Raw genomic sequence first — 18,742 nt, forward strand, 5'->3', positions numbered from 1 at the left:
GAGTCGTCGATGAAACGCTACCTGTACCTGTGGCACCGCTGGCTGGGCATCGGCTGCTGCCTGCTGATGGTGCTCTGGTTCGTCTCCGGCATGGTCATGCTGTATGTCGGCTATCCCAAGCTGACTCCGCTGGAACGCCTGGCCCACCTGCCCGAGCTGGACGGCTGCGAGGCCTGCGTACCGCTGCGGACGGCCCTCGCCGGCAGCGATGGAAAGACCCCGCGGAGCATCCGGCTGGCCAGCGTAGGAGGCCTGCCGACCTACCTGCTGGACGATGCCGACGGACGCACGCGTGCGCTGGCGGCGCGCGACGGCCGACCGCTGGCGGTGGACGCGGACAGGGTGCTGGCTTCGGCCCGTGCTTTCAGCGGCGAAGTACCGATGCAGTTGCAAGGGCGGATCGAGGAAGACGCCTGGACCCATACCCGCAACCTCGATCCGCACCGGCCGCTATGGCGGGTGCAGACCGCGGACGAGCAGGGCCGGCTGCTCTACCTGTCCTCGCAGACCGGCGAGGTGGTACGCGACGCCAGCCGCCGGGAGCGCGCCTGGAACTGGCTCGGCGCCTGGCTGCACTGGCTCTATCCGCTGCGCGGCGGCGGGTTCGACGGGCAGTGGGCGAACCTGGTGATCGGCCTGTCGCTGCTGGCGACCCTGGCGACCGTCCTCGGCATCCTCGTCGGCCTGCTCCGCTGGCGCTTCCGCAAGCCCTACCGCAGCGGCTCGCGCTCGCCCTATGCGGGCGGTTTCCAGCGCTGGCACCACCTCGCCGGCCTGCTCTTCGGCGCGCTGGTGCTGAGCTGGATCTTCAGCGGGCTGATGTCGATGAATCCGTGGAACCTGTTCGGCCGCGGTACGCCGCTCGACCTCGCGGCCTACCAGGGCGGTAGCTGGGACCGGGCGCTGCCCGCCGGACTGGAGGCGGACGCTGTCCTGCGGCGCTTGCGTGCCGCCGGGTTGCGGGTGCGCGAGCTGGAGTGGCGGGCGCTCGACGGCGAGCCCTATGCGCTCGGGCGCAGCGCCAGCGGCAACAGCCTGCTGCTGACGGCGGATGGCGAAATCCTCCGCGAGCTACCCGCGGATCGCCTGCTGGCGGCGGCTCGCGCGCTGCTGCCGGGCGTGCCGATGCAGGCCGAACGGTTGGAACGCTACGACTTCTATTACTACCCGCGCGAAGAACACAGCATGATGGGCTACCTGGAGCGGCGCCTGCCGGTCTGGCGCCTGCGTTTCGACGATCCCCGGCATACCTGGGTGCACCTGGATCCCTACAGCGGCGCGGTGGTTGGCGTGCTCGACGACGGTCGGCGCGGCAGCCGCTGGCTGTTTTCCCTGTTGCATAGCTGGGACTGGCTGCCGCTGCTGACCCGGCGTCCGCTGTGGGACCTGTGGATGCTCGGTTTCAGCCTCGGCGGCCTGGTGGTCTGCGCCAGCGGCTGCTGGATCGGCTGGCGTCGCCTGCGCGGCCGCCGTCCGAAGCGTCGCTGAGAGGGGCTACCTGGCAAGACTGGGCGTCGCCGCACGCCCGGATTTGCTGGTAGCCTTGGTTGAATTCGCAGTAATGGATCGCACATGGGCACACACAAGATCGAGATCCGCCGCCGCAACGTCGAGAAGATTCTCCTGGCCGCCGAAAAAGTCTTCGCCGAAAAAGGCTACGCCGGCACCTCCATGGGCAACATCGCCGAAGAAGCCGAACTGCCGCGCTCCAACCTGCACTACTACTTCAGCACCAAGGACGAGCTGTACCGCGACGTCCTCCTCGGCCTGCTCGAGGTCTGGAAGCAGGACGCCCTCTGCTTCGAGATGTTCGATGACCCAAGGGTGGTATTGACCAGCTATATCCGCGCGAAGATGAACCATTCGCGCACCCGCCCGCATGGCTCCAAGGTCTGGGCCAACGAAATCATGCATGGCGCGCCGCTGCTCGGCGCCACCCTCGACGACAGCCTCTACGAATGGGCCAAGATGAAGGAGGCGAAGATCCGCCAGTGGGTCGAGGAAAAGCGCATCCTGTCGATCGAACCGAGCAGCCTGCTCTACATGATCTGGGCCTCCACCCAGCACTACGCCGACTTCGGCTACCAGGTCGAGGTGCTCAACGGCCACCAGCCGCTCAGCGACATGCAGTTCGAAAGGGCGGTGCAGACGGTGACCAGCGTGGTCCTGCGCGGAATCGGATTGGAGCCCTGAGCAGCGGAGCCTTCGCTAGAAGGCTCCGGCGAAGGCTCAGCTGGCGCGGGTGAAGTCCACCGCTTCAGCCTGTTCGAGGAACACCGTGGTCTGCGCCGGGACCGTCTCGGCGAGCAGCCGTCCGCCGCGGATCGAGTAGCGCACCGGGACCTGCCGGCGCACCGCGTCGAAGCCGTCGCGGGCCGGCAGCACCAGCAGGTTGGCCGGATGGCCGACCTCGATGCCGTATTCCCGCAGGCCGAGGGTGCGGGCGCTGTTGCGGGTGATCAGGTCGAGGCCGCCGTCGATCTCGTCGTAGCCCATCATCTGCGTCACGTGCAGGCCCATGTGCAGCACCTGCAGCATGTTCGCGGTGCCCAGCGGGTACCAGGGGTCGAACACGTCGTCGTGGCCGAAGCAGGTGTTGATCCCGGCACCGAGCAGTTCCTTGACCCGGGTGATGCCGCGGCGCTTCGGGTAGTCGTCGAAGCGACCCTGCAGGTGGATGTTCACCAGCGGGTTGGCGACGAAGTTGATTCCCGACAGTTTCAGCAGGCGGAACAGCCGCGAGGTGTAGGCGCCGTTGTAGGAGTGCATCGCCGTGGTGTGGCTGGCGGTGACCCGTGCGCCGAGGCCGTCGCGATGGGCGAGCATGGCCAGGGTCTCGAGGAAGCGCGACTGCTCGTCGTCGATCTCGTCGCAATGCACGTCCACTGGCAGGTCGTAGCGCTTGGCCAGGTCGATGGCCTTGTGCAGCGACTCGACGCCCAGCTCGCGGGTGAATTCGAAATGCGGGATCGCCCCCACCACGTCGGCGCCCAGGCGCAGCGACTCCTCCAGCAGTTCCAGGCCGTTGGGGTAGGAGAGAATGCCCTCCTGAGGGAAGGCGACGATCTGCAGGTCGACCCAGGGCGCCACTTCGCCGCGCACCTCGAGCATGGCCTTGAGCGCGGTGAGGGTCGGGTCGGAGACGTCGACGTGGCTGCGCACGTGCTGCACGCCGTTGGCGATCTGCCATTTCAGGGTCTGCCAGGCGCGCTGCTTGACGTCCTCGTGGCTGAGCAGGGCCTTGCGCTGGGCCCAGCGCTCGATGCCTTCGAACAGCGTGCCGGAGCGGTTCCACTCCGGCTGGCCGGCGGTCTGGGTGGTGTCGAGGTGGATGTGCGGCTCGATGAACGGCGGCACGGCAAGACCGCCGGCGCCGTCCAGGCGCTCGCCGGCGTCGTCGGCGGCCTGTTCCATCGGCACCAGGGCGGCGATACGGCCATCGGCGACGCGCAGTTGCCAGAGACCTTCGCGGCCGCGCAGGCGCAGGTTGTCAATCAGCATGGAGGACCTCTTCTGGTTTGTTCGGGCTGCGGCTCAGCAGGGGATTGAGCAGCAGGTAGGCGATGGCGGCGCCGAGCACCGCGTTGACCGGCACTATCCCCGGCAGCCAGTGGCCGGCGGCGGTGCCGCAGGCGACGGCGAGGATCGCCGCCCAGTTGATCGCCTGGATGTCCGCGCAGGGGTGCTGGCGGTAGCGCCGGCGGCGACTCAGGTAGTCGGCGATGATCACCCCGCCGATGGGCGGGATGGCGGCGGAGAGGAAGGTCAGCCAGCCGACGAAGTGGTTGTACAGCCAGAGCGCGGCGAGGGTGCCGAGGGCGCCGTTGAGCATCGCCAGGAAGCGGCTGGAGAGGCCGGTGATGTTGGCGAAGCCGAGGCCGGAGGCATACAGCGCGTTGTCGTTGGTGGTCCAGATGTTCAGGCCGAGGACCAGGATCGCCGGGATCAGCAGGCCCTGGGCGATCATCACGTCGGAGATGTCCGACTTGCCCACCGCCGCCGCGCCGGCCGCGCCGAAGATGAACATCAGCGAGTTGCCGAGGAAGAACGCCACCAGGCACACCACCACGGCGGTACGCGCGCTGCGGCCGAAGCGGACGAAGTCGGCGGTGAGGGTGCCGGCGCTGACGAACGAGCCGACCACCAGGGCGATCGCGGTCGAGAGGCTCAGCGGCGCGCTCGGCGTCACCTGCTGCAGCGCCGCCAGGCCGCCGGCGTCGCGCACCGCGAGCCATACCGAGTAGCTGCCGAGAACGACGATCGCCGGGACCGCGATGGCCGACAGCAGGGTCAGACCGGCGATGCCGAAGAACACCGTGAGGGTCATAAGCGCTCCGGAAACCAGGATCAGCAGGTTGACGTCGAGGCCGGTGGCCTTGGCCACCGGGATGGCGAACATCGCTACGCCGACGCCGAACCAGCCGACCTGGGTGCCGCCGAGCAACGCCGAGGGCAGCCAGGAGCCCTTGCTGCCGAACGAGTAATGCGCCAGCAGGTGAGTGGAAAGGCCGGTGCGCGCGCCGATGAAGCCGAGGATCGCGGTGTACAGGCCGAGCATCAGGTTGCCCAGCAGCACGGCGAGGAAGAAGTCGTCGTAGCTCAGGCCGGTGCCGAGGGTGCCGCCGGTCCACATGCTGGCGGAAAAGAAGGTCAGGCCGAGCATCACCACGCTCAGGGCCAGCGCGCTCTTGCGCGCTGCCAGCGGGACCGGTTGCTGGCTGTAGTTGCTGTCTGCGGACATGCGCGAGTCTCCGTGGGGCGCCGGCCGTCCGGGAGCGTCGGCCGGGCCGCGGCGAATGGTAGTCGAAGGCGGGTCGATCCGACAGACGCCGTTGCGCGTCGTCGGACCGCAGCGGCACGCAGGAAGCGTGCCGGCGCGCGGCAGGGCGGCGTCCGCCGGGGATGTGGGCGCCGCCCTGCGTTCAGGAGGCTTCGCGGTAGGGGTTGCGCGGATCCTGGGTCCAGTTGAGATAGGGCTTGCCGGTGTCCTGCGGCACCATTTCGATGCAGTTCTCCACCGGACAGGTGATCTGGCACAGGTTGCAGCCCACGCACTCGGCGTCGATCACTTCGTAGCGGTGCGTACCGTCGGCCCGGGGCAGGCTGGCGATGGCCTGGTGCGAGGTGTCCTCGCAGGCGATATGGCAGCGGCCGCAACCGATGCAGGCGTCCTGGTCGATGCGGGCGATCACCTGGTAGTTGATGTCCAGGTACTTCCAGTCGGTGGTATTGCCCACCGCGCCGCCGCTGAAATCGGACAGCCGCTGGTAGCCATGGCTGTCCATCCAGCGCGCGAGACCGTCCTGCATGTCCTCGACGATACGGAAGCCGTGCAGCATCGCCGCCGTGCATACCTGCACCGCGCCGCAGCCGAGCGCGACGAATTCCGCTGCGTCGCGCCAACTGCCGATACCGCCGATGCCACAGATCGGCAGGCCGCGGGTCTGCGGGTCGCGGGCGATCTCGGCGACCATGTTCAGGGCGATCGGCTTCACCGCCGAGCCGCAGTAGCCGCCGTGGGTGCTCTGGGTGCCGACCACGGGCAGGGCGACCATGCGCTCCAGGTCGACGCTGGTGATCGAGTTGATGGTGTTGATCAGCGACACCGCGTCGGCGCCGCCGCGATGGGCGGCGCGCGCCGACTGGCGGATGTCGGTGATGTTGGGGGTGAGCTTGACGATCACCGGCAGCGAGCAGTGGGTCTTGCACCAGCGGGTGACCATCTCCACGTACTCCGGTACCTGGCCCACCGCCGCGCCCATGCCGCGCTCGGGCATGCCGTGGGGGCAACCGAAGTTCAGCTCGATACCGTCGGCGCCGGTGGCTTCCACCAGCGGCAGGATGTATTTCCACGACTCCTCGACGCAGGGCACCATCAGCGACACGATCAGCGCGCGGTCTGGCCAGTCCTTCTTCACCTGGGCGATCTCGCGCAGGTTGATCTCCAGCGAGCGGTCGGTGATCAGCTCGATGTTGTTGATCCCCTGCACCTGGCGGTTCGGTCCGAAGTGCGCGGAATAACGCGACGACACGTTGACCGCCGCGGGGTCTTCGCCGAGGGTCTTCCAGACCACCCCGCCCCAGCCCGCCTGGTAGGCGCGGACCACGTTGTAGGCCTTGTCGGTGGGCGGCGCGGAGGCCAGCCAGAAGGGGTTGGGCGACTTGATGCCGGCGAATTCGATAGACAGGTCGGCCATCACGCAGCCTCCACGTTGAGCATGAGTTGGGCGTGGATCGCTTCCGCCGCCAGTTTGCCGTGCTGCACCGCCTGCACGGTGAGGTCCTCGCCGAGCGCCACGCAGTCGCCGCCGGCGTAGATGCCGGGGATGCTGGTGCGCATCTGTCCGTCGACCTGGATGCGCTCGCCGTCGCGCCGCAGTTGCGCTGCCAGCGGATCGCCCAGGCTGGCGCCTTCGAAGGCCTGGCCGATGGCCTTGAAGATGGCGTCGGCGGCCAGTTCGAAGTGCTCGCCGGTGTCGCCCAGGCGACCGTTCTCCAGGCGCGTGCGGGCGAAGCGCATGCCGCGCACCCGGCCGTGCTCGTCAAGCAGTACCCGTTCCGGTCGGGCCCAGGTCAGCAGGCGCACCTGGCTGGCCTTGGCGATCTCCTGCTCGTGGCCGGTGGCGCCCATTTCCTCGAAGCCACGGCGGTAGACCAGGTTGACGTCGCGGGCGCCGAGCCGGCTCATCTGCACCGCCATGTCGATGGCGGTGTTGCCGGCGCCGATGACGATGCAACGGTCGGCGACGGGCAGGTCGAGCAGGTCGTCGCTCTGCCGCAGCTCGCGGATGTAGTCGGTGGCGGCGAGCAGGCCGGGGGCGTCCTCGTCTTCCAGGCCGAGGCGCTTGCTGGCGGCCAGGCCGATGCCGAGGAACACCGCGTCGTACTCGTCGTGCAGGGCGCCGAGCGCCAGGTTGTCGCCGAGACGCTGGCCGTGGCGCAGTTCGATACCGCCGATCTGCAGGAGGAATTCCACTTCGCGCCGGGCGAAGTCGTCCACCAGCTTGTAGCGGGCGATGCCGTACTCGTTGAGGCCGCCGGCCTTGGCGCGGGCCTCGAAGAGCACCACGTCGTGGCCGTGCATGGCCAGGCGGTGGGCGCAGGACAGCCCGGCCGGCCCGGCGCCGACCACGGCGATGCGCTTGCCGGTGGCCGGCGAGCGCTTGAACGGATGTTCGTCGAAGCCGGCGTGGTCGAGGGCGTAGCGTTGCAACTGGCCGATCAGCACCGGTGCGCATTCCTGGGCGTTGTTGCGTACGCAGGCCCGCTGGCAGAGGATTTCCGTGGGGCAGACGCGGGCGCAGCTGCCGCCGAGGATGTTCGCCGAGAGGATCTTCTGCGCCGCGCCCTGGACATTCTCCTGGGCGATGCTGCGGATGAACCCGGGGATGTCGATCTCGGTCGGGCAGGCGTTGACGCAGGGCGCGTCGTAGCAGTATAGGCAGCGGGCGCTTTCCAGGGCGGCCTGGCGGGCGTTGAGCGGCGGCGCGAGGTCGGCGAAGCGCTCGGCGAGCGTGTCCGCGCCGGCGTCCGGACGGGGGAGGTGGTTCAGGGAATCGATCACGGTTGTAGCCTCTCTTCTGGTTTCTTCTCGGGGCAGTCAACGGCAATACGGCACCGTCCGGCCTCTACGGGCCGGTCCGGTATTGCGGGAAGGATCAGCGCTCGACGGCGACCGGGCGCTGGCGTTCGGCGCGGCGGCCGAGCACTTCGTACACCGACGGGTAGGCCGGGCGCTCCACGTAGCGTCCGGCGCCGGGTTCGGCGCGCAGGTCGCCGGCGGCCCAGAGCAGCTTGCCCTGGCTGATGGTGTGGCTGGGAATGCCGCGCACGGTGCGACCTTCGAAGATGTTGAAATCGACCCGCTGGTGATGGGTGGCGGCCGAGAGGGTGCGGCTGCCCTGCGGGTCCCAGAGCACCAGGTCGGCATCCGCGCCGACGCGGATCGCGCCCTTGCGCGGGAACAGGTTGAAGATCTTCGCGGTGTTGGTGGAGGTCAGCGCGACGAACTCGTGCATCGACAGGCGCCCGCTGTTGACCCCGGCGTCCCACAGCAGCGCCATGCGGTCCTCGATGCCGGCCGTGCCATTGGGAATCTTGCTGAAGTCGTCGCGGCCCATGGCCTTCTGCTCGGCGCAGAAGCAGCAGTGGTCGGTGGCGGTGGTATGCAGGTTGCCGGACTGCAGGCCGCGCCACAGCGCTTCCTGGTGTTCGACGGGACGGAACGGCGGGCTCATCACGTAGCCGGCCGCGGTGGCCCAGTCCGGGTGGCGGTAGACGCTGTCGTCGAGCAGCAGGTGCCCGGCCAGCACCTCGCCGTAGACCGGCTGGCCCTTGGCGCGGGCATAGGCGATCTCGTCCAGCGCCTCGCGGCTGGAAATATGCACCAGGTACAGCGGCGTACCCAGCGTCTCGGCGATGCGGATGGCGCGGCTGGCGGCCTCGCCCTCGACTTGCGGCGGACGCGACAGCGGATGCGCCTCGGGGCCGGTGAGGCCCTGGGCGAGGAGTTTCTGCTGCAGGTGGAAGACCAGTTCGCCGTTCTCCGCGTGCACCGTCGGCACCGCGCCCAGCTCCAGGCAGCGCTCGAAGCTGGCCACCAGGGTATCGTCGGCGGCCATGATGGCGTTCTTGTAGGCCATGAAGTGCTTGAAGCTGTTCACCCCGTGCTGTGCCACCAGCTCGCCCATTTCCCGGGCGACCTCGTCGCTCCACCAGGTGATGGCGACGTGGAAGCCGTAGTCCGCAGCGGATTTCTGCGCCCAGCCGCGCCAGGTGTGGAAGGCCTCCAGCAGCGACTGTCGCGGGTTGGGGATGACGAAGTCGATGATCGAGGTGGTCCCTCCGGCCAGCCCGGCCGCGGTGCCGCTGAAGAAGTCCTCGCTGGCCACCGTGCCCATGAAGGGCAACTGCATGTGGGTATGGGGGTCGATGCCGCCCGGCATCAGGTACTGGCCACCGCCGTCGAGGACGTCGCAGCCGGAGGGGGTTTCGAGGTTCTCGCCGATGGCCTGGATGAGGCCGTTGGCACAGAGCACGTCGGCTCGATAACTCTCTTCGTGAGTAACCACGGTGGCGCCACGGATCAACAGGGACATGCCGTCTTTCCTCGCAGGCTGACCGGTCGTTGCCGGTTCTTGAAATTGTTTTTTCGCCATGCGCCGAGGACTTTTGTAATCCTGTCAGCGCTGACAGGATTCGAATCTAGATGCTGATCATCGATTGAGCAAGATTATTTTCAAATGGTTGTTTGAGTTTGTAACTTATTGATTTTAAATAATTAAAAATAAATATCACCAAAATGGTGAGGGTTCTCACCATTTTGACGCGCTTGACAAGAATTCAAAAAGGTCGAGATTTCCCATGCAAAATCAGCCGCTTGAAAGCCGTGTTCGAACGGTTGTGGGGAGATGAAAAAAGTTCGCCTGCACTCCTTTGGTTCCTGACCGGGGCGACAGGCTCGCGCATTTCCCCCGGTGACACGCCGGACTGCCCGTCGGCGTGTCACCGACGTTGTCGATGAAGTGTTTCAGATCAGTCGGTTACCTCCAGTAGACCGGCCTGCCCAGTGACGTCGCGGGGTTTTCGGCACGCTTATTGAGTGCCGCCCGCCACGGCATTGTCCGGACCGGAGGTGCAGTACTGGTGGTGCGGTACTCCGGCCATCGCATTAGCCCGATGAGCGAATAACTAAAAGAATTCTGGAGAGGCCCATGCAACAGAGCAGATCGGAAGTGACCGAGCGCGACGGCTTGGTCGAGCTGTCCGCCGGCAGCGACGTACTCGACAGTCCCCGCTACAACCACGACATCGCCCCGACCCGGGTGGAACAGCGTACCTGGAACAGGTGGCACATCACCGCGCTGTGGATCGGCATGTCCATCTGCGTGCCCACCTACACCCTCGGCGGCGTCCTCACCGCCTACTTCGGCCTCAGCGTCGGCGAAGCGCTGCTGGCGATCCTGCTGGCTAACCTGGTGGTGCTGATCCCGCTGACCCTCAATGCCTTCGCCGGCACCCGCTACGGCATTCCCTTCCCGGTGCTGCTGCGCGCTTCGTTCGGCATCATCGGCTCCAACGTGCCATGCCTGATCCGCGCCGTGGTCGCGTGCGGCTGGTTCGGCATCCAGACGCTGTTCGGCGGGCTGGCGATCCATCTCTTCCTCGGTTCGATCCTTCCCGCCTGGAAAGCCCTCGGCGGCACCGGCGAGGTGATCGGTTTCCTCCTGTTCTGGGGGCTGAACCTGTGGGTGGTGCTGCGCGGCGCGGAGTCGATCAAATGGCTGGAGACACTCTCGGCACCGCTGCTGGTGCTGGTCGGCCTCGGCCTGCTGGTGTGGGCGCTGCCGCACATATCGGTCAGCGATCTGCTGGCGCAGCCGCCGAAGCGCCCGGAAGGCGCCAGCGTCACCGGCTACTTCATGGCCGGGCTGACGGCGATGGTCGGCTTCTGGGCCACGCTGTCGCTGAACATCCCCGACTTCAGCCGCTATGCGCGTAGCCAGAAGGACCAGATACTCGGGCAGATCTTCGGCCTGCCGCTGACCATGTTCCTGTTCGCCGCCCTCGGCGTGGTGATGACCGCCGCCTCGGCTTCGCTGGTGGGCGAGACGGTTTCCGACCCGGTCAGCCTGATCGGGCACATCCCCAGCCCCGGCTGGGTGGCGGTGGCGATGGCGTTGATCATCGTCGCCACCCTCTCGACCAACACCGCGGCGAACATCGTCTCGCCGACCAACGACTTCCAGAACATCGCACCGAAACTCATCGGCCGCACCCGCGCCGTCTGGCTCACCGGTTTCATCGGCCTGGCGCTGATGGCCCACGAGTTGCTGAAGAAGCTCGGCTGGATCGTTTCCGACCTCAGCCTGGAAAGCGTCTACTCCAACTGGCTGCTCGGCTACTCCAGCCTGCTCGGGCCGATCGCGGGGATCATGGTGGTGGACTACTTCCTGGTGCGCAGGCAACGCCTCGACCTCGCCGGACTCTACCGCGACGACGTCTACCCGGCCTGGAACTGGCCCGGCTTCGCCGCCTTCGCGGTGCCGGTGGCGCTGACCGTCATGGCCCTCGGCAACCGCCAGTTCCACTGGTTCTACGACTACGGCTGGTTCACCGGCTCGCTGCTCGGCGGCGCGCTCTACTACGGCCTCTGCGGCCGCCGTGCGCGGAGCCCGGCGGCATTGGCCAAACCGCTGCCCTGATGGGCATACAGGCGGCCGGCGAGCCGCCGACACCTACTCCAAGCCTGAGGAAACGACAATGAGCACTGCCCGGAACGTCCTGCAATCCACCCAGCGACACATCGATGGCCAGCGCCTCTGGCAATCGCTGATGGATCTCGCCCGCCTCGGCGCCACCGCCAAGGGTGGGGTCTGCCGCCTGGCCCTGAGCGATCTCGACCGCCAGGCCCGCGATCTCTTCGTGCAATGGTGCGAAGCGGCCGGCTGCACGGTCAGCGTCGATCGGGTCGGCAACATCTTCGCCCGTCGTCCCGGGCGTAACCCGGACTTGCCCCCGGTGATGACCGGTAGCCACATCGACACCCAGCCCACCGGTGGCAAGTTCGACGGCTGCTTCGGGGTGATGGCCGGCCTCGAGGTGATCCGCACCCTCAACGACCTCGGGGTGGAAACCGAGGCGCCGCTGGAGGTGGTGGTGTGGACCAACGAGGAAGGCTCGCGCTTCGCGCCCTGCATGATGGGCTCGGGCGTATTCGCCGGGAAGTTCACCCTGGAGGAGACCCTGGCCAAGCGCGATGCCGACGGTGTCAGCGTAGGCGAGGCGCTGGACGCCATCGGCTACGCGGGAGCGCGCGATTGTCTCGGACATCCGGTGGGCGCCTATTTCGAGGCGCACATCGAACAGGGGCCGATCCTCGAGGACGAGGAGAAGACCATCGGCGTGGTGCTCGGCGCGCTCGGGCAGAAATGGTTCGACCTGTCCCTGCGCGGCGTCGAGGCACACGCCGGGCCAACGCCGATGCACCTGCGCAAGGACGCCCTGGTCGGTGCCGCGGCGGTGGTCGAGGCGGTCAATCGCGCAGCCCTCGGCCATCAGCCGCATGCTTGCGGCACGGTCGGCTGCCTGCACGCCTATCCCGGTTCGCGCAACGTGATACCCGGCGAAGTGAAGATGACCCTGGACTTCCGCCATCTGCAACCGGAGCGCCTGGACTCGATGATCGCCGAGGTCCGCCAGGTGATCGCCGCTACCTGCGAGAAGCATGGCTTGCAATACGAGCTGGTGCCGACCGCCGATTTCCCGCCGCTGTACTTCGACCAGGGATGCGTCGGCGCGGTGCGCGAGGCGGCGCAGGCGCTGGGCATGCCGCAGATGGACATCGTCAGCGGCGCCGGCCACGACGCGATCTTCCTCGCCGAACTCGGTCCGGCGGGGATGATCTTCGTGCCCTGCGAGAACGGCATCAGCCACAACGAGATCGAGAACGCCAGCCCCGACGACCTGGCCGCCGGCTGCGCGGTGCTGTTGCGGGCCATGCTCAAGGCCTCCGAGGCGATCGCCGGCGGCCGCCTGGCGGCCTGAGTGGCGCTTCCATCGAGGCGCCGGCATCGACCGCCTTCTACACGGGGTCGGTAGGGCGAATGACGCCAGGGGCGCTATCCGCCGATGCTCGGCTGGCCGGCGGATAACCGCGTTGCGGTTATGCGCCCTACGTCGCGGTGTTGCGCGGGGTACGGTGGGGCGTTATCCGCCGATGCGTCGCTGGGGCGGGGCGCGGGGCTCAGATCACCTTGCCGTCGCGCAGCCTTTCCAGCGCGGCCGCGTCCAGGCCGAGGAGCGTCTCGAGGACCTCGTCGGTGTGCTGGCCGAGGGTGGGCGGCGGGTTGCGGTATTCCACCGGCGTCTCGGACAGGCGGATCGGGCTGGCTACCTGCGGCACCGTCCCGGCCAGCGGGTGCGGTAGCTCCACGCGCAGGCCGCGGGCCTGCACCTGCGGGTCGGCGAACACCTGCGCCAGGTCGTTGATCGGCCCGCAGGGCACGCCGGCGCGCTCCAGGGAAAGAATCCACTCGGCGGTGGTGTGCAGCACCGTGGCCTGGCGGATCAGCGGGATCAGCACCTCGCGGTTGGCCACCCGCGCCTTGTTGGTGGCGAAGCGCGGGTCGTCGGCCCATTCCGGGTGGTCTGCCAGCTCGGCGAACTTGCGGAACTGGCTGTCGTTGCCGACCGTGAGGATCATGTCGCCGTCGGCGGTGGGGAAGTCCTGGTACGGCACGATGTTCGGGTGTGCGTTGCCCAGGCGCCGCGGCGGCACGCCGGTGGTCAGGTAGTTGAGGGTCTGGTTGGCCAGGCAGGCGACCTGCACGTCGAGCAGGGCCATGTCGATGTGCTGGCCGATGCCGCTGACGTCGCGGTGGGCGAGGGCGGCGAGCACCGCGGTGGAGGAGTACAGCCCGGTGAGGATATCGGTCAGCGCCACGCCGACCTTCACCGGACCGGCGCCTTCCTCGTTGTCGGCGCGCCCGGTGAGGCTCATCAGGCCGCCCAGGCCCTGGATCATGAAGTCATAGCCGGCGCGCTTGGCATAGGGGCCGGACTGGCCGAAGCCGGTGATCGAACAGTAGATCAGCTTCGGGTTGACCTGCTTCAGCGATTCATAGTCGAGGCCATAGGCCTTGAGCCCGCCGACCTTGAAGTTCTCCAGCAGGATGTCGGCCTTGGCCGCCAGTTCGCGAACGATGCGCTGGCCTTCCGGCTGGGTGAAGTCCACCGTCACCGACTTCTTGTTGCGGTTGGCCGACAGGTAGTAGGCCGCCTCGCTGGTGTCGTTGCCTTCGGCATCCTTGAGGAACGGCGGGCCCCAGGCGCGGGTGTCGTCGCCGCTGCCGGGGCGCTCGATCTTGATCACCTCGGCGCCGAGGTCGGCGAGGATCTGCCCGGCCCAGGGGCCGGCCAGGACACGGGACAGGTCGAGTACGCGGATATGGGAAAGGGCGCCGGGCATGACGGTTCTCGCTGCTGGGGGCTGGAAACGGAAATGGCCGGGAAGACGGGTTCCTTGCCCGTCTCCCCGGCGGCCGGCGCGCTACCGTGAAAAAGCGCGCCGGGGTGTTGCTCGGTGGCTCAGAAGAATGCCTGGATGCCGGTCTGCGCGCGGCCGAGGATCAGCGCGTGGACATCGTGGGTGCCCTCGTAGGTGTTCACCACTTCCAGGTTGACCAGGTGGCGGGCGATGCCGAATTCGTCGGAGATGCCGTTGCCGCCCAGCATGTCGCGGGCCAGGCGGGCGATGTCGAGGGCCTTGCCGCAGCTGTTGCGCTTCATGATCGAGGTGATTTCCACCGCCGCGGTGCCTTCGTCCTTCATCCGCCCCAGGCGCAGGCAGCCTTGCAGGGCCAGGGTGATCTCGGTCTGCATGTCGGCCAGCTTCTTCTGGATCAGTTGGTTGGCGGCCAGCGGGCGGCCGAACTGCTGGCGGTCGAGCACGTACTGGCGGGCGGTGTGCCAGCAGAATTCGGCGGCGCCCAGGGCGCCCCAGGAGATCCCGTAGCGCGCCGAGTTCAGGCAGGTGAACGGACCGCGCAGGCCGCGCACTTCGGGGAAGGCGTTCTCTTCCGGAACGAACACGTTGTCCATCACGATCTCGCCGGTGATCGAGGCACGCAGGCCGACCTTGCCATGGATCGCCGGGGCGCTCAGACCTTCCCAGCCCTTCTCGAGGACGAAGCCGCGGATCTGCCCTTCGTCATCCTTGGCCCAGACCACGAAGACGTCGGCGATCGGGCTGTTGGTGATCCACATCTTGCTGCCGCTCAGGCGATAGCCGCCGTCGACCTTCTTCGCCCGGGTGACCATCGAGCCCGGGTCGGAACCGTGGTTCGGCTCGGTCAGGCCGAAGCAGCCGATGTATTCGCCGCTGGCCAGCTTGGGCAGGTACTTCTGCCGGGTGGCTTCGTTGCCGAATTCATGGATCGGCACCATCACCAGCGAGGACTGCACGCTCATCATCGAGCGATAGCCGGAGTCGACGCGCTCGACTTCGCGAGCGATCAGGCCATAGCAGACGTAGTTGAGGCCGCTGCCGCCGTAGGCTTCGGGAATGGTCGCGCCGAGCAGGCCGGTCTCGCCCATCTCGCGGAAGATCTTCGGGTCGGTCTGTTCGTGGCGGAAGGCTTCGAGCACGCGCGGGGCCAGCTTGTCCTGGGCGAACTGCTGGGCGCTGTCGCGAACCATGCGCTCTTCTTCGGTGAGCTGCTGGTCCAGCAGCAGGGGATCTTCCCAGTTGAAGCTAGCTTTGGTGGCCATGCGTACATCCTCGTCAAGCGGTAGCGGAGGCTGGCGTGGGCCAGCCGGAATGGAAGCATCCTAAGAGCCTAGCGAATGGGGCGGCAAACGAGGAATTCGCACGCACTTGTGCTATTTTCTCACTCCGAGAAAATGAGTCTCGTATTTCATGCCCTTGAAGAGGCGCGAGGAATCGTGACCTGGGCGTCATAGATGCGAAACCGGCACTCCGGAGTCCTCCATGCGACGCAAGATCCCTTCCACCGCCGCGCTGGTCAGCTTCGAATCCGCCGCGCGCCACGAGAGCTTCACCAAGGCGGCGGAGGAGTTGTCCCTGACCCAGAGCGCGATCTGCCGGCAGATCGCCACGCTCGAGGAGTTCCTCGGTGTCGAGCTGTTCCGTCGCTCGCGGCGCGGGGTCAAGCTCACCGAGGCCGGGCTGTCCTATAGCCGGCGGGTGGCGGTACGCCTCGACGCGGTGGAGCGCGACACCCTGGCGGTGATGGGGCACCAGGGCGGCGGCGCGATCGAACTGGCGGTGGTGCCGACCTTCGGCACCCAATGGCTGTTGCCGCGGCTCAAGCGTTTCCAGCGGCTGCACCCGGAGGTCACGATCAACCTGACCAACCGCACCCGCCCGTTCCTCTTCGCCGACACCGAGTTCGACGCCGCGCTGTACTTCGGCGACGCCGACTGGTCGGGTACCGTCTCGCATTTCCTGATGCGCGAGAATCCGGTGCCGGTGTGCAGCCCGGAGCTGCTGGGCGGGCGTCGAACGCTGAGCGCCGAGCAGGTCGCCGGGCTGCCGCTGATGCAGCAGAGCACCCGGCCCTACGCTTGGCGCCAGTGGTTTCACTCCCAGGGACTGAACGTCGCCCACGACATGAGCGGGCCGCGCTACGAGCTGTTCTCCATGCTTGCCCAGGCGGCCATGCACGGCATGGGCGTGGCCCTCATACCGCCCTTCCTGATCCAGGACGAGCTGGCCGACGGAAGGCTTATCGTGCCCATGCAACATGCCTATTTGAGCGAGAATGCGTATTACCTGATCATTCCCGAGCGCAGGGTCGAATCGGCGATGCTCAATGCCTTCCGCGACTGGCTGGTGGAAGAGGCCAGGCAGTACCGCGAGGCCAACGGGCTGGGCTGAACGCGCAGGAACATCGGGTGGCGCAGGCAGGACGCGCCGCCCCGGGACCGGGCCGATCCGCCGGGTCCCGCGGAGCCGCGGCGGCGATACCGCCGGGCATCCTCCACGACGGCCAGGATGGCGGCCGTGGGGCACCACACCAGGAGTTCACATGAATTTCCACACCCGCAAGTGGGTCAAGCCAGAAGATCTCAACCCCAACGGCACCCTGTTCGGCGGCAGCCTGCTGCGCTGGATCGACGAAGAAGCGGCGATCTACGCGATCATCCAGCTGGGCAACCAGCGCGTGGTCACCAAGTACATTTCCGAGATCAACTTCGTCAGCTCGGCGCGCCAGGGCGACATCATCGAGCTGGGCATCACCGCCACCGACTTCGGTCGTACCTCGCTGACCATGACCTGCCACGTGCGCAACAAGATCACCCGCAAGAGCATCCTCACCATCGACAAGATGGTCTTCGTCAACCTCGGCCCGGACGGCCTGCCGGCGCCCCACGGCAAGACCGAGATCACCTACATCAAGGACCAGTTCAAGGAAGACGAAGTCCTGCCCTGATCGGCGCGACGAGCGGCCGGCACCCGTGCCGGCCGCCGTGTTTCAGAACAGCCGGGTGAGCAGCCAGTAGAGCGAGGCCGAGAGCAGGATCGCCGCCGGCAGCGTCAGCACCCAGGCCATCAGCAGGTTGCGGATGGTCTTCCACTGTAGTCCCGAACCGTTCGCCGCCATGGTCCCGGCCACCCCGGAAGACAGTACATGGGTGGTGGATACCGGCAAGCCATACAGGTCCGCCGCGCCAATGGTCAGCATCGCCACGGTTTCCGCCGAGGCGCCCTGGGCGTAGGTCAGGTGGGTCTTGCCGATCTTCTCGCCGACCGTCACCACGATGCGTTTCCAGCCGACCATGGTGCCCAGGCCGAGGGCGATGGCCACGGCGATCTTCACCCATAGCGGGATGAACTTGGTGGCGTCGTCGATCTTCCGCTTGAACGCCTGCAACTTGCCGCGGGTGTCGGCGTCGAAGCGGCCGACGTCGTCCTTGTCCATCAGGCGGATCGCCTCGGAGGTCAGGTACATGTCGTTGCGCACGTTGCCCATGGCTTGCGCCGGTACCCGCGAGAACGCGCCATAGCCTTTCACTTCCTGGCCGATCGAGCCGGTCAGGGCGGCCAGCGCCGGGATCAGCTCAGGCGATGCCTGCTTGCTGCGCACGTAGTCGGAGAGTACCTGGCGCGGATCGGCCGGCGCCGGTTGCGGCGCGCTCTTCACCAGCGCTTGCCGGGTGACCTCGGCGACGGCGGCGAACTGCACTGCCTGGTCCGCCGGCATGGTGCGGTTCAGGGCGTAGGCCATCGGCAGGGTGCCGACCAGGATCAGCATGATCAGGCCCATGCCTTTCTGCCCGTCGTTGGAGCCGTGGGCGAAGGACACCCCGGTACAGGTCAGGATCAGCAGGCCGCGGATCCACCAGGGCGGCGGCGCCTTGCCCTTCGGCGCCTTGTACAGCGCGCGGTTCTTCACCAGCAGGCGCAGCGCCAGGAGCAGCAGGGCGGCGCAGGCGAAGCCGATCAGCGGCGAGAGCAGCAGGGAATAGCCGACCTTGGTCGCCTGGCCCCAGTCCACCCCGCTGGTGCCGTCGCGCCCGTGCATCAGCGCGTTGGCCACGCCGACGCCGATGATCGAGCCGATCAGGGTGTGCGAGGACGACGCCGGCAGGCCCAGCCACCAGGTCCCGAGGTTCCACAGGATGGCGGCGATCAGCAGGGCGAAGACCATGGCGAAGCCGGCCGAGGAACCGACCTGCAGGATCAGTTCCACCGGCAGCAGGGCGATGATGCCGAAGGCCACCGCGCCGCTGGAGAGCAATACGCCGAGAAAGTTGAAGCAACCCGACCAGACCACCGCGAAGTGCGGCGGCAGCGAGTGGGTGTAGATCACCGTGGCCACCGCGTTGGCAGTGTCGTGGAAGCCGTTGACGAACTCGAAGCCGAGGGCGATCAGCAGGGCCACGCCGAGCAGCAGGAAGGGCGTCCAGGTGGTGATCGCGGAACCGACGTCATCGACGTCCTGCATCAGGCTGTAGGCGCTGAACAGCAGTCCGGTGGCGAGCACGGCGAAGAATACGAAGGCGGTGAGGCGGCCGGGGCGCTGCTCGAGATGGGGCTTGTGCGCGTTGCCGGCGGCACTGGCGACGGCGACGGCGGGAAGGACATCGGAGGTCATGGTGCGGGTCCGCGCTGGGGATGACCGGCACATGATGGGCAGGCGTTTGTGACAAGTTATGTCTTTCGCATACCGGCTTCGTCTGGCGAAGAAAGGACAAGGGCCGCGGGAGGCCGCCGGAA

General features: G+C 67.4%; 14 protein-coding genes. 6 read left to right on the forward strand and 8 right to left on the reverse strand.

Annotated elements, in window-relative coordinates; translation table 11 throughout:
* Window positions 1-9 precede the first annotated feature (9 nt).
* Both AT700_RS02165 and AT700_RS02170 read left to right on the forward strand, forming a co-directional pair.
* On the forward strand, window positions 10-1,488 hold the full coding sequence (locus tag AT700_RS02165) for a PepSY domain-containing protein (RefSeq protein ID WP_004352114.1): 1,479 nt from the start codon (window positions 10-12) through the stop codon (window positions 1,486-1,488).
* Window positions 1,489-1,572: 84 nt separating this feature from the next.
* A complete protein-coding gene (locus tag AT700_RS02170) occupies window positions 1,573-2,193 on the forward strand; it encodes a TetR/AcrR family transcriptional regulator (protein ID WP_003084655.1) in 621 nt (206 codons plus the stop codon).
* A 36-nt stretch (window positions 2,194-2,229) separates the two neighbouring features.
* Here AT700_RS02170 and AT700_RS02175 read toward each other — a convergent pair whose 3' ends face one another.
* The 5 genes from AT700_RS02175 to hydA all read right to left on the reverse strand — a co-directional run bounded on the left by AT700_RS02175 (window position 2,230) and on the right by hydA (window position 9,098).
* Window positions 2,230-3,501, reverse strand: coding sequence for a cytosine deaminase (locus AT700_RS02175; protein ID WP_003084657.1), 1,272 nt, complete (start codon window positions 3,499-3,501; stop codon window positions 2,230-2,232).
* Window positions 3,491-4,741 carry a cytosine permease gene (gene codB, locus AT700_RS02180; RefSeq protein ID WP_003084659.1) on the reverse strand — a complete coding sequence of 417 codons (1,251 nt, stop codon included), beginning with the start codon at window positions 4,739-4,741 and terminating at the stop codon, window positions 3,491-3,493. The genes AT700_RS02175 and codB overlap by 11 nt, the downstream gene beginning before the upstream one ends.
* A 181-nt stretch (window positions 4,742-4,922) precedes the next feature.
* Complete coding sequence (gene preA / locus AT700_RS02185; RefSeq protein ID WP_003118829.1) at window positions 4,923-6,200, reverse strand: NAD-dependent dihydropyrimidine dehydrogenase subunit PreA; 1,278 nt, start codon at window positions 6,198-6,200, stop codon at window positions 4,923-4,925.
* Entirely contained in the window at window positions 6,197-7,564 is a 1,368-nt protein-coding gene (locus tag AT700_RS02190) for an NAD(P)-dependent oxidoreductase (protein ID WP_019681224.1), read from the reverse strand. The genes preA and AT700_RS02190 overlap by 4 nt, the downstream gene beginning before the upstream one ends.
* A 94-nt stretch (window positions 7,565-7,658) precedes the next feature.
* Window positions 7,659-9,098: a dihydropyrimidinase gene (gene hydA / locus AT700_RS02195; protein WP_003099919.1), complete on the reverse strand. Its 1,440-nt coding sequence runs from the start codon at window positions 9,096-9,098 to the stop codon at window positions 7,659-7,661.
* Between the two features lie 615 nt (window positions 9,099-9,713).
* On the opposite strand from hydA, the gene AT700_RS02205 reads away from it, so the two are divergent.
* Both AT700_RS02205 and AT700_RS02210 read left to right on the forward strand, forming a co-directional pair.
* Complete coding sequence (locus AT700_RS02205; protein WP_034045496.1) at window positions 9,714-11,204, forward strand: NCS1 family nucleobase:cation symporter-1; 1,491 nt, start codon at window positions 9,714-9,716, stop codon at window positions 11,202-11,204.
* 58 nt (window positions 11,205-11,262) lie between these two features.
* Entirely contained in the window at window positions 11,263-12,546 is a 1,284-nt protein-coding gene (locus AT700_RS02210; protein WP_003084676.1) for a Zn-dependent hydrolase, read from the forward strand.
* Between the two features lie 199 nt (window positions 12,547-12,745).
* On the opposite strand, the gene AT700_RS02215 is transcribed toward AT700_RS02210, so the two are convergent.
* Together AT700_RS02215 and AT700_RS02220 are read right to left on the reverse strand one after the other, a co-directional pair.
* Window positions 12,746-13,969, reverse strand: a complete 1,224-nt coding sequence (locus tag AT700_RS02215) for a CaiB/BaiF CoA transferase family protein (protein ID WP_003084679.1) — start codon at window positions 13,967-13,969, stop codon at window positions 12,746-12,748.
* 119 nt (window positions 13,970-14,088) lie between these two features.
* Window positions 14,089-15,270: an acyl-CoA dehydrogenase gene (locus AT700_RS02220; RefSeq protein WP_003084682.1), complete on the reverse strand. Its 1,182-nt coding sequence runs from the start codon at window positions 15,268-15,270 to the stop codon at window positions 14,089-14,091.
* A 220-nt stretch (window positions 15,271-15,490) separates the two neighbouring features.
* Here AT700_RS02220 and gcvA point away from each other — a divergent pair, with 220 nt between their 5' ends.
* Both gcvA and AT700_RS02230 read left to right on the forward strand, forming a co-directional pair.
* On the forward strand, window positions 15,491-16,399 hold the full coding sequence (gcvA, locus tag AT700_RS02225; protein ID WP_003084684.1) for a transcriptional regulator GcvA: 909 nt from the start codon (window positions 15,491-15,493) through the stop codon (window positions 16,397-16,399).
* A 151-nt stretch (window positions 16,400-16,550) separates the two neighbouring features.
* Window positions 16,551-16,955, forward strand: a complete 405-nt coding sequence (locus tag AT700_RS02230; protein ID WP_003084686.1) for an acyl-CoA thioesterase — start codon at window positions 16,551-16,553, stop codon at window positions 16,953-16,955.
* A 42-nt stretch (window positions 16,956-16,997) separates the two neighbouring features.
* Here AT700_RS02230 and AT700_RS02235 read toward each other — a convergent pair whose 3' ends face one another.
* The gene (locus AT700_RS02235) at window positions 16,998-18,620 is read right to left on the reverse strand and encodes an inorganic phosphate transporter (protein WP_023081626.1); all 1,623 of its coding nucleotides are present in this window, start codon (window positions 18,618-18,620) and stop codon (window positions 16,998-17,000) included.
* Window positions 18,621-18,742 lie beyond the last annotated feature (122 nt).

Origin of the sequence: Pseudomonas aeruginosa (assembly GCF_001457615.1) — a bacterium.
Lineage (GTDB): Bacteria > Pseudomonadota > Gammaproteobacteria > Pseudomonadales > Pseudomonadaceae > Pseudomonas > Pseudomonas aeruginosa.

Bases quoted from the DNA above. Each gene is read 5' to 3' on its own strand.
- AT700_RS02165 (WP_004352114.1), top strand. From the start codon at position 10: ATGAAACGCTACCTGTACCTGTGGCACCGCTGGCTGGGCATCGGCTGC.
- AT700_RS02170 (WP_003084655.1), top strand. From the start codon at position 1,573: ATGGGCACACACAAGATCGAGATCCGCCGCCGCAACGTCGAGAAGATT.
- AT700_RS02175 (WP_003084657.1), bottom strand. From the start codon at position 3,501: ATGCTGATTGACAACCTGCGCCTGCGCGGCCGCGAAGGTCTCTGGCAA.
- codB (WP_003084659.1), bottom strand. From the start codon at position 4,741: ATGTCCGCAGACAGCAACTACAGCCAGCAACCGGTCCCGCTGGCAGCG.
- hydA (WP_003099919.1), bottom strand. From the start codon at position 9,098: ATGTCCCTGTTGATCCGTGGCGCCACCGTGGTTACTCACGAAGAGAGT.
- AT700_RS02205 (WP_034045496.1), top strand. From the start codon at position 9,714: ATGCAACAGAGCAGATCGGAAGTGACCGAGCGCGACGGCTTGGTCGAG.
- AT700_RS02210 (WP_003084676.1), top strand. From the start codon at position 11,263: ATGAGCACTGCCCGGAACGTCCTGCAATCCACCCAGCGACACATCGAT.
- AT700_RS02215 (WP_003084679.1), bottom strand. From the start codon at position 13,969: ATGCCCGGCGCCCTTTCCCATATCCGCGTACTCGACCTGTCCCGTGTC.
- AT700_RS02220 (WP_003084682.1), bottom strand. From the start codon at position 15,270: ATGGCCACCAAAGCTAGCTTCAACTGGGAAGATCCCCTGCTGCTGGAC.
- gcvA (WP_003084684.1), top strand. From the start codon at position 15,491: ATGCGACGCAAGATCCCTTCCACCGCCGCGCTGGTCAGCTTCGAATCC.
- AT700_RS02230 (WP_003084686.1), top strand. From the start codon at position 16,551: ATGAATTTCCACACCCGCAAGTGGGTCAAGCCAGAAGATCTCAACCCC.
- AT700_RS02235 (WP_023081626.1), bottom strand. From the start codon at position 18,620: ATGACCTCCGATGTCCTTCCCGCCGTCGCCGTCGCCAGTGCCGCCGGC.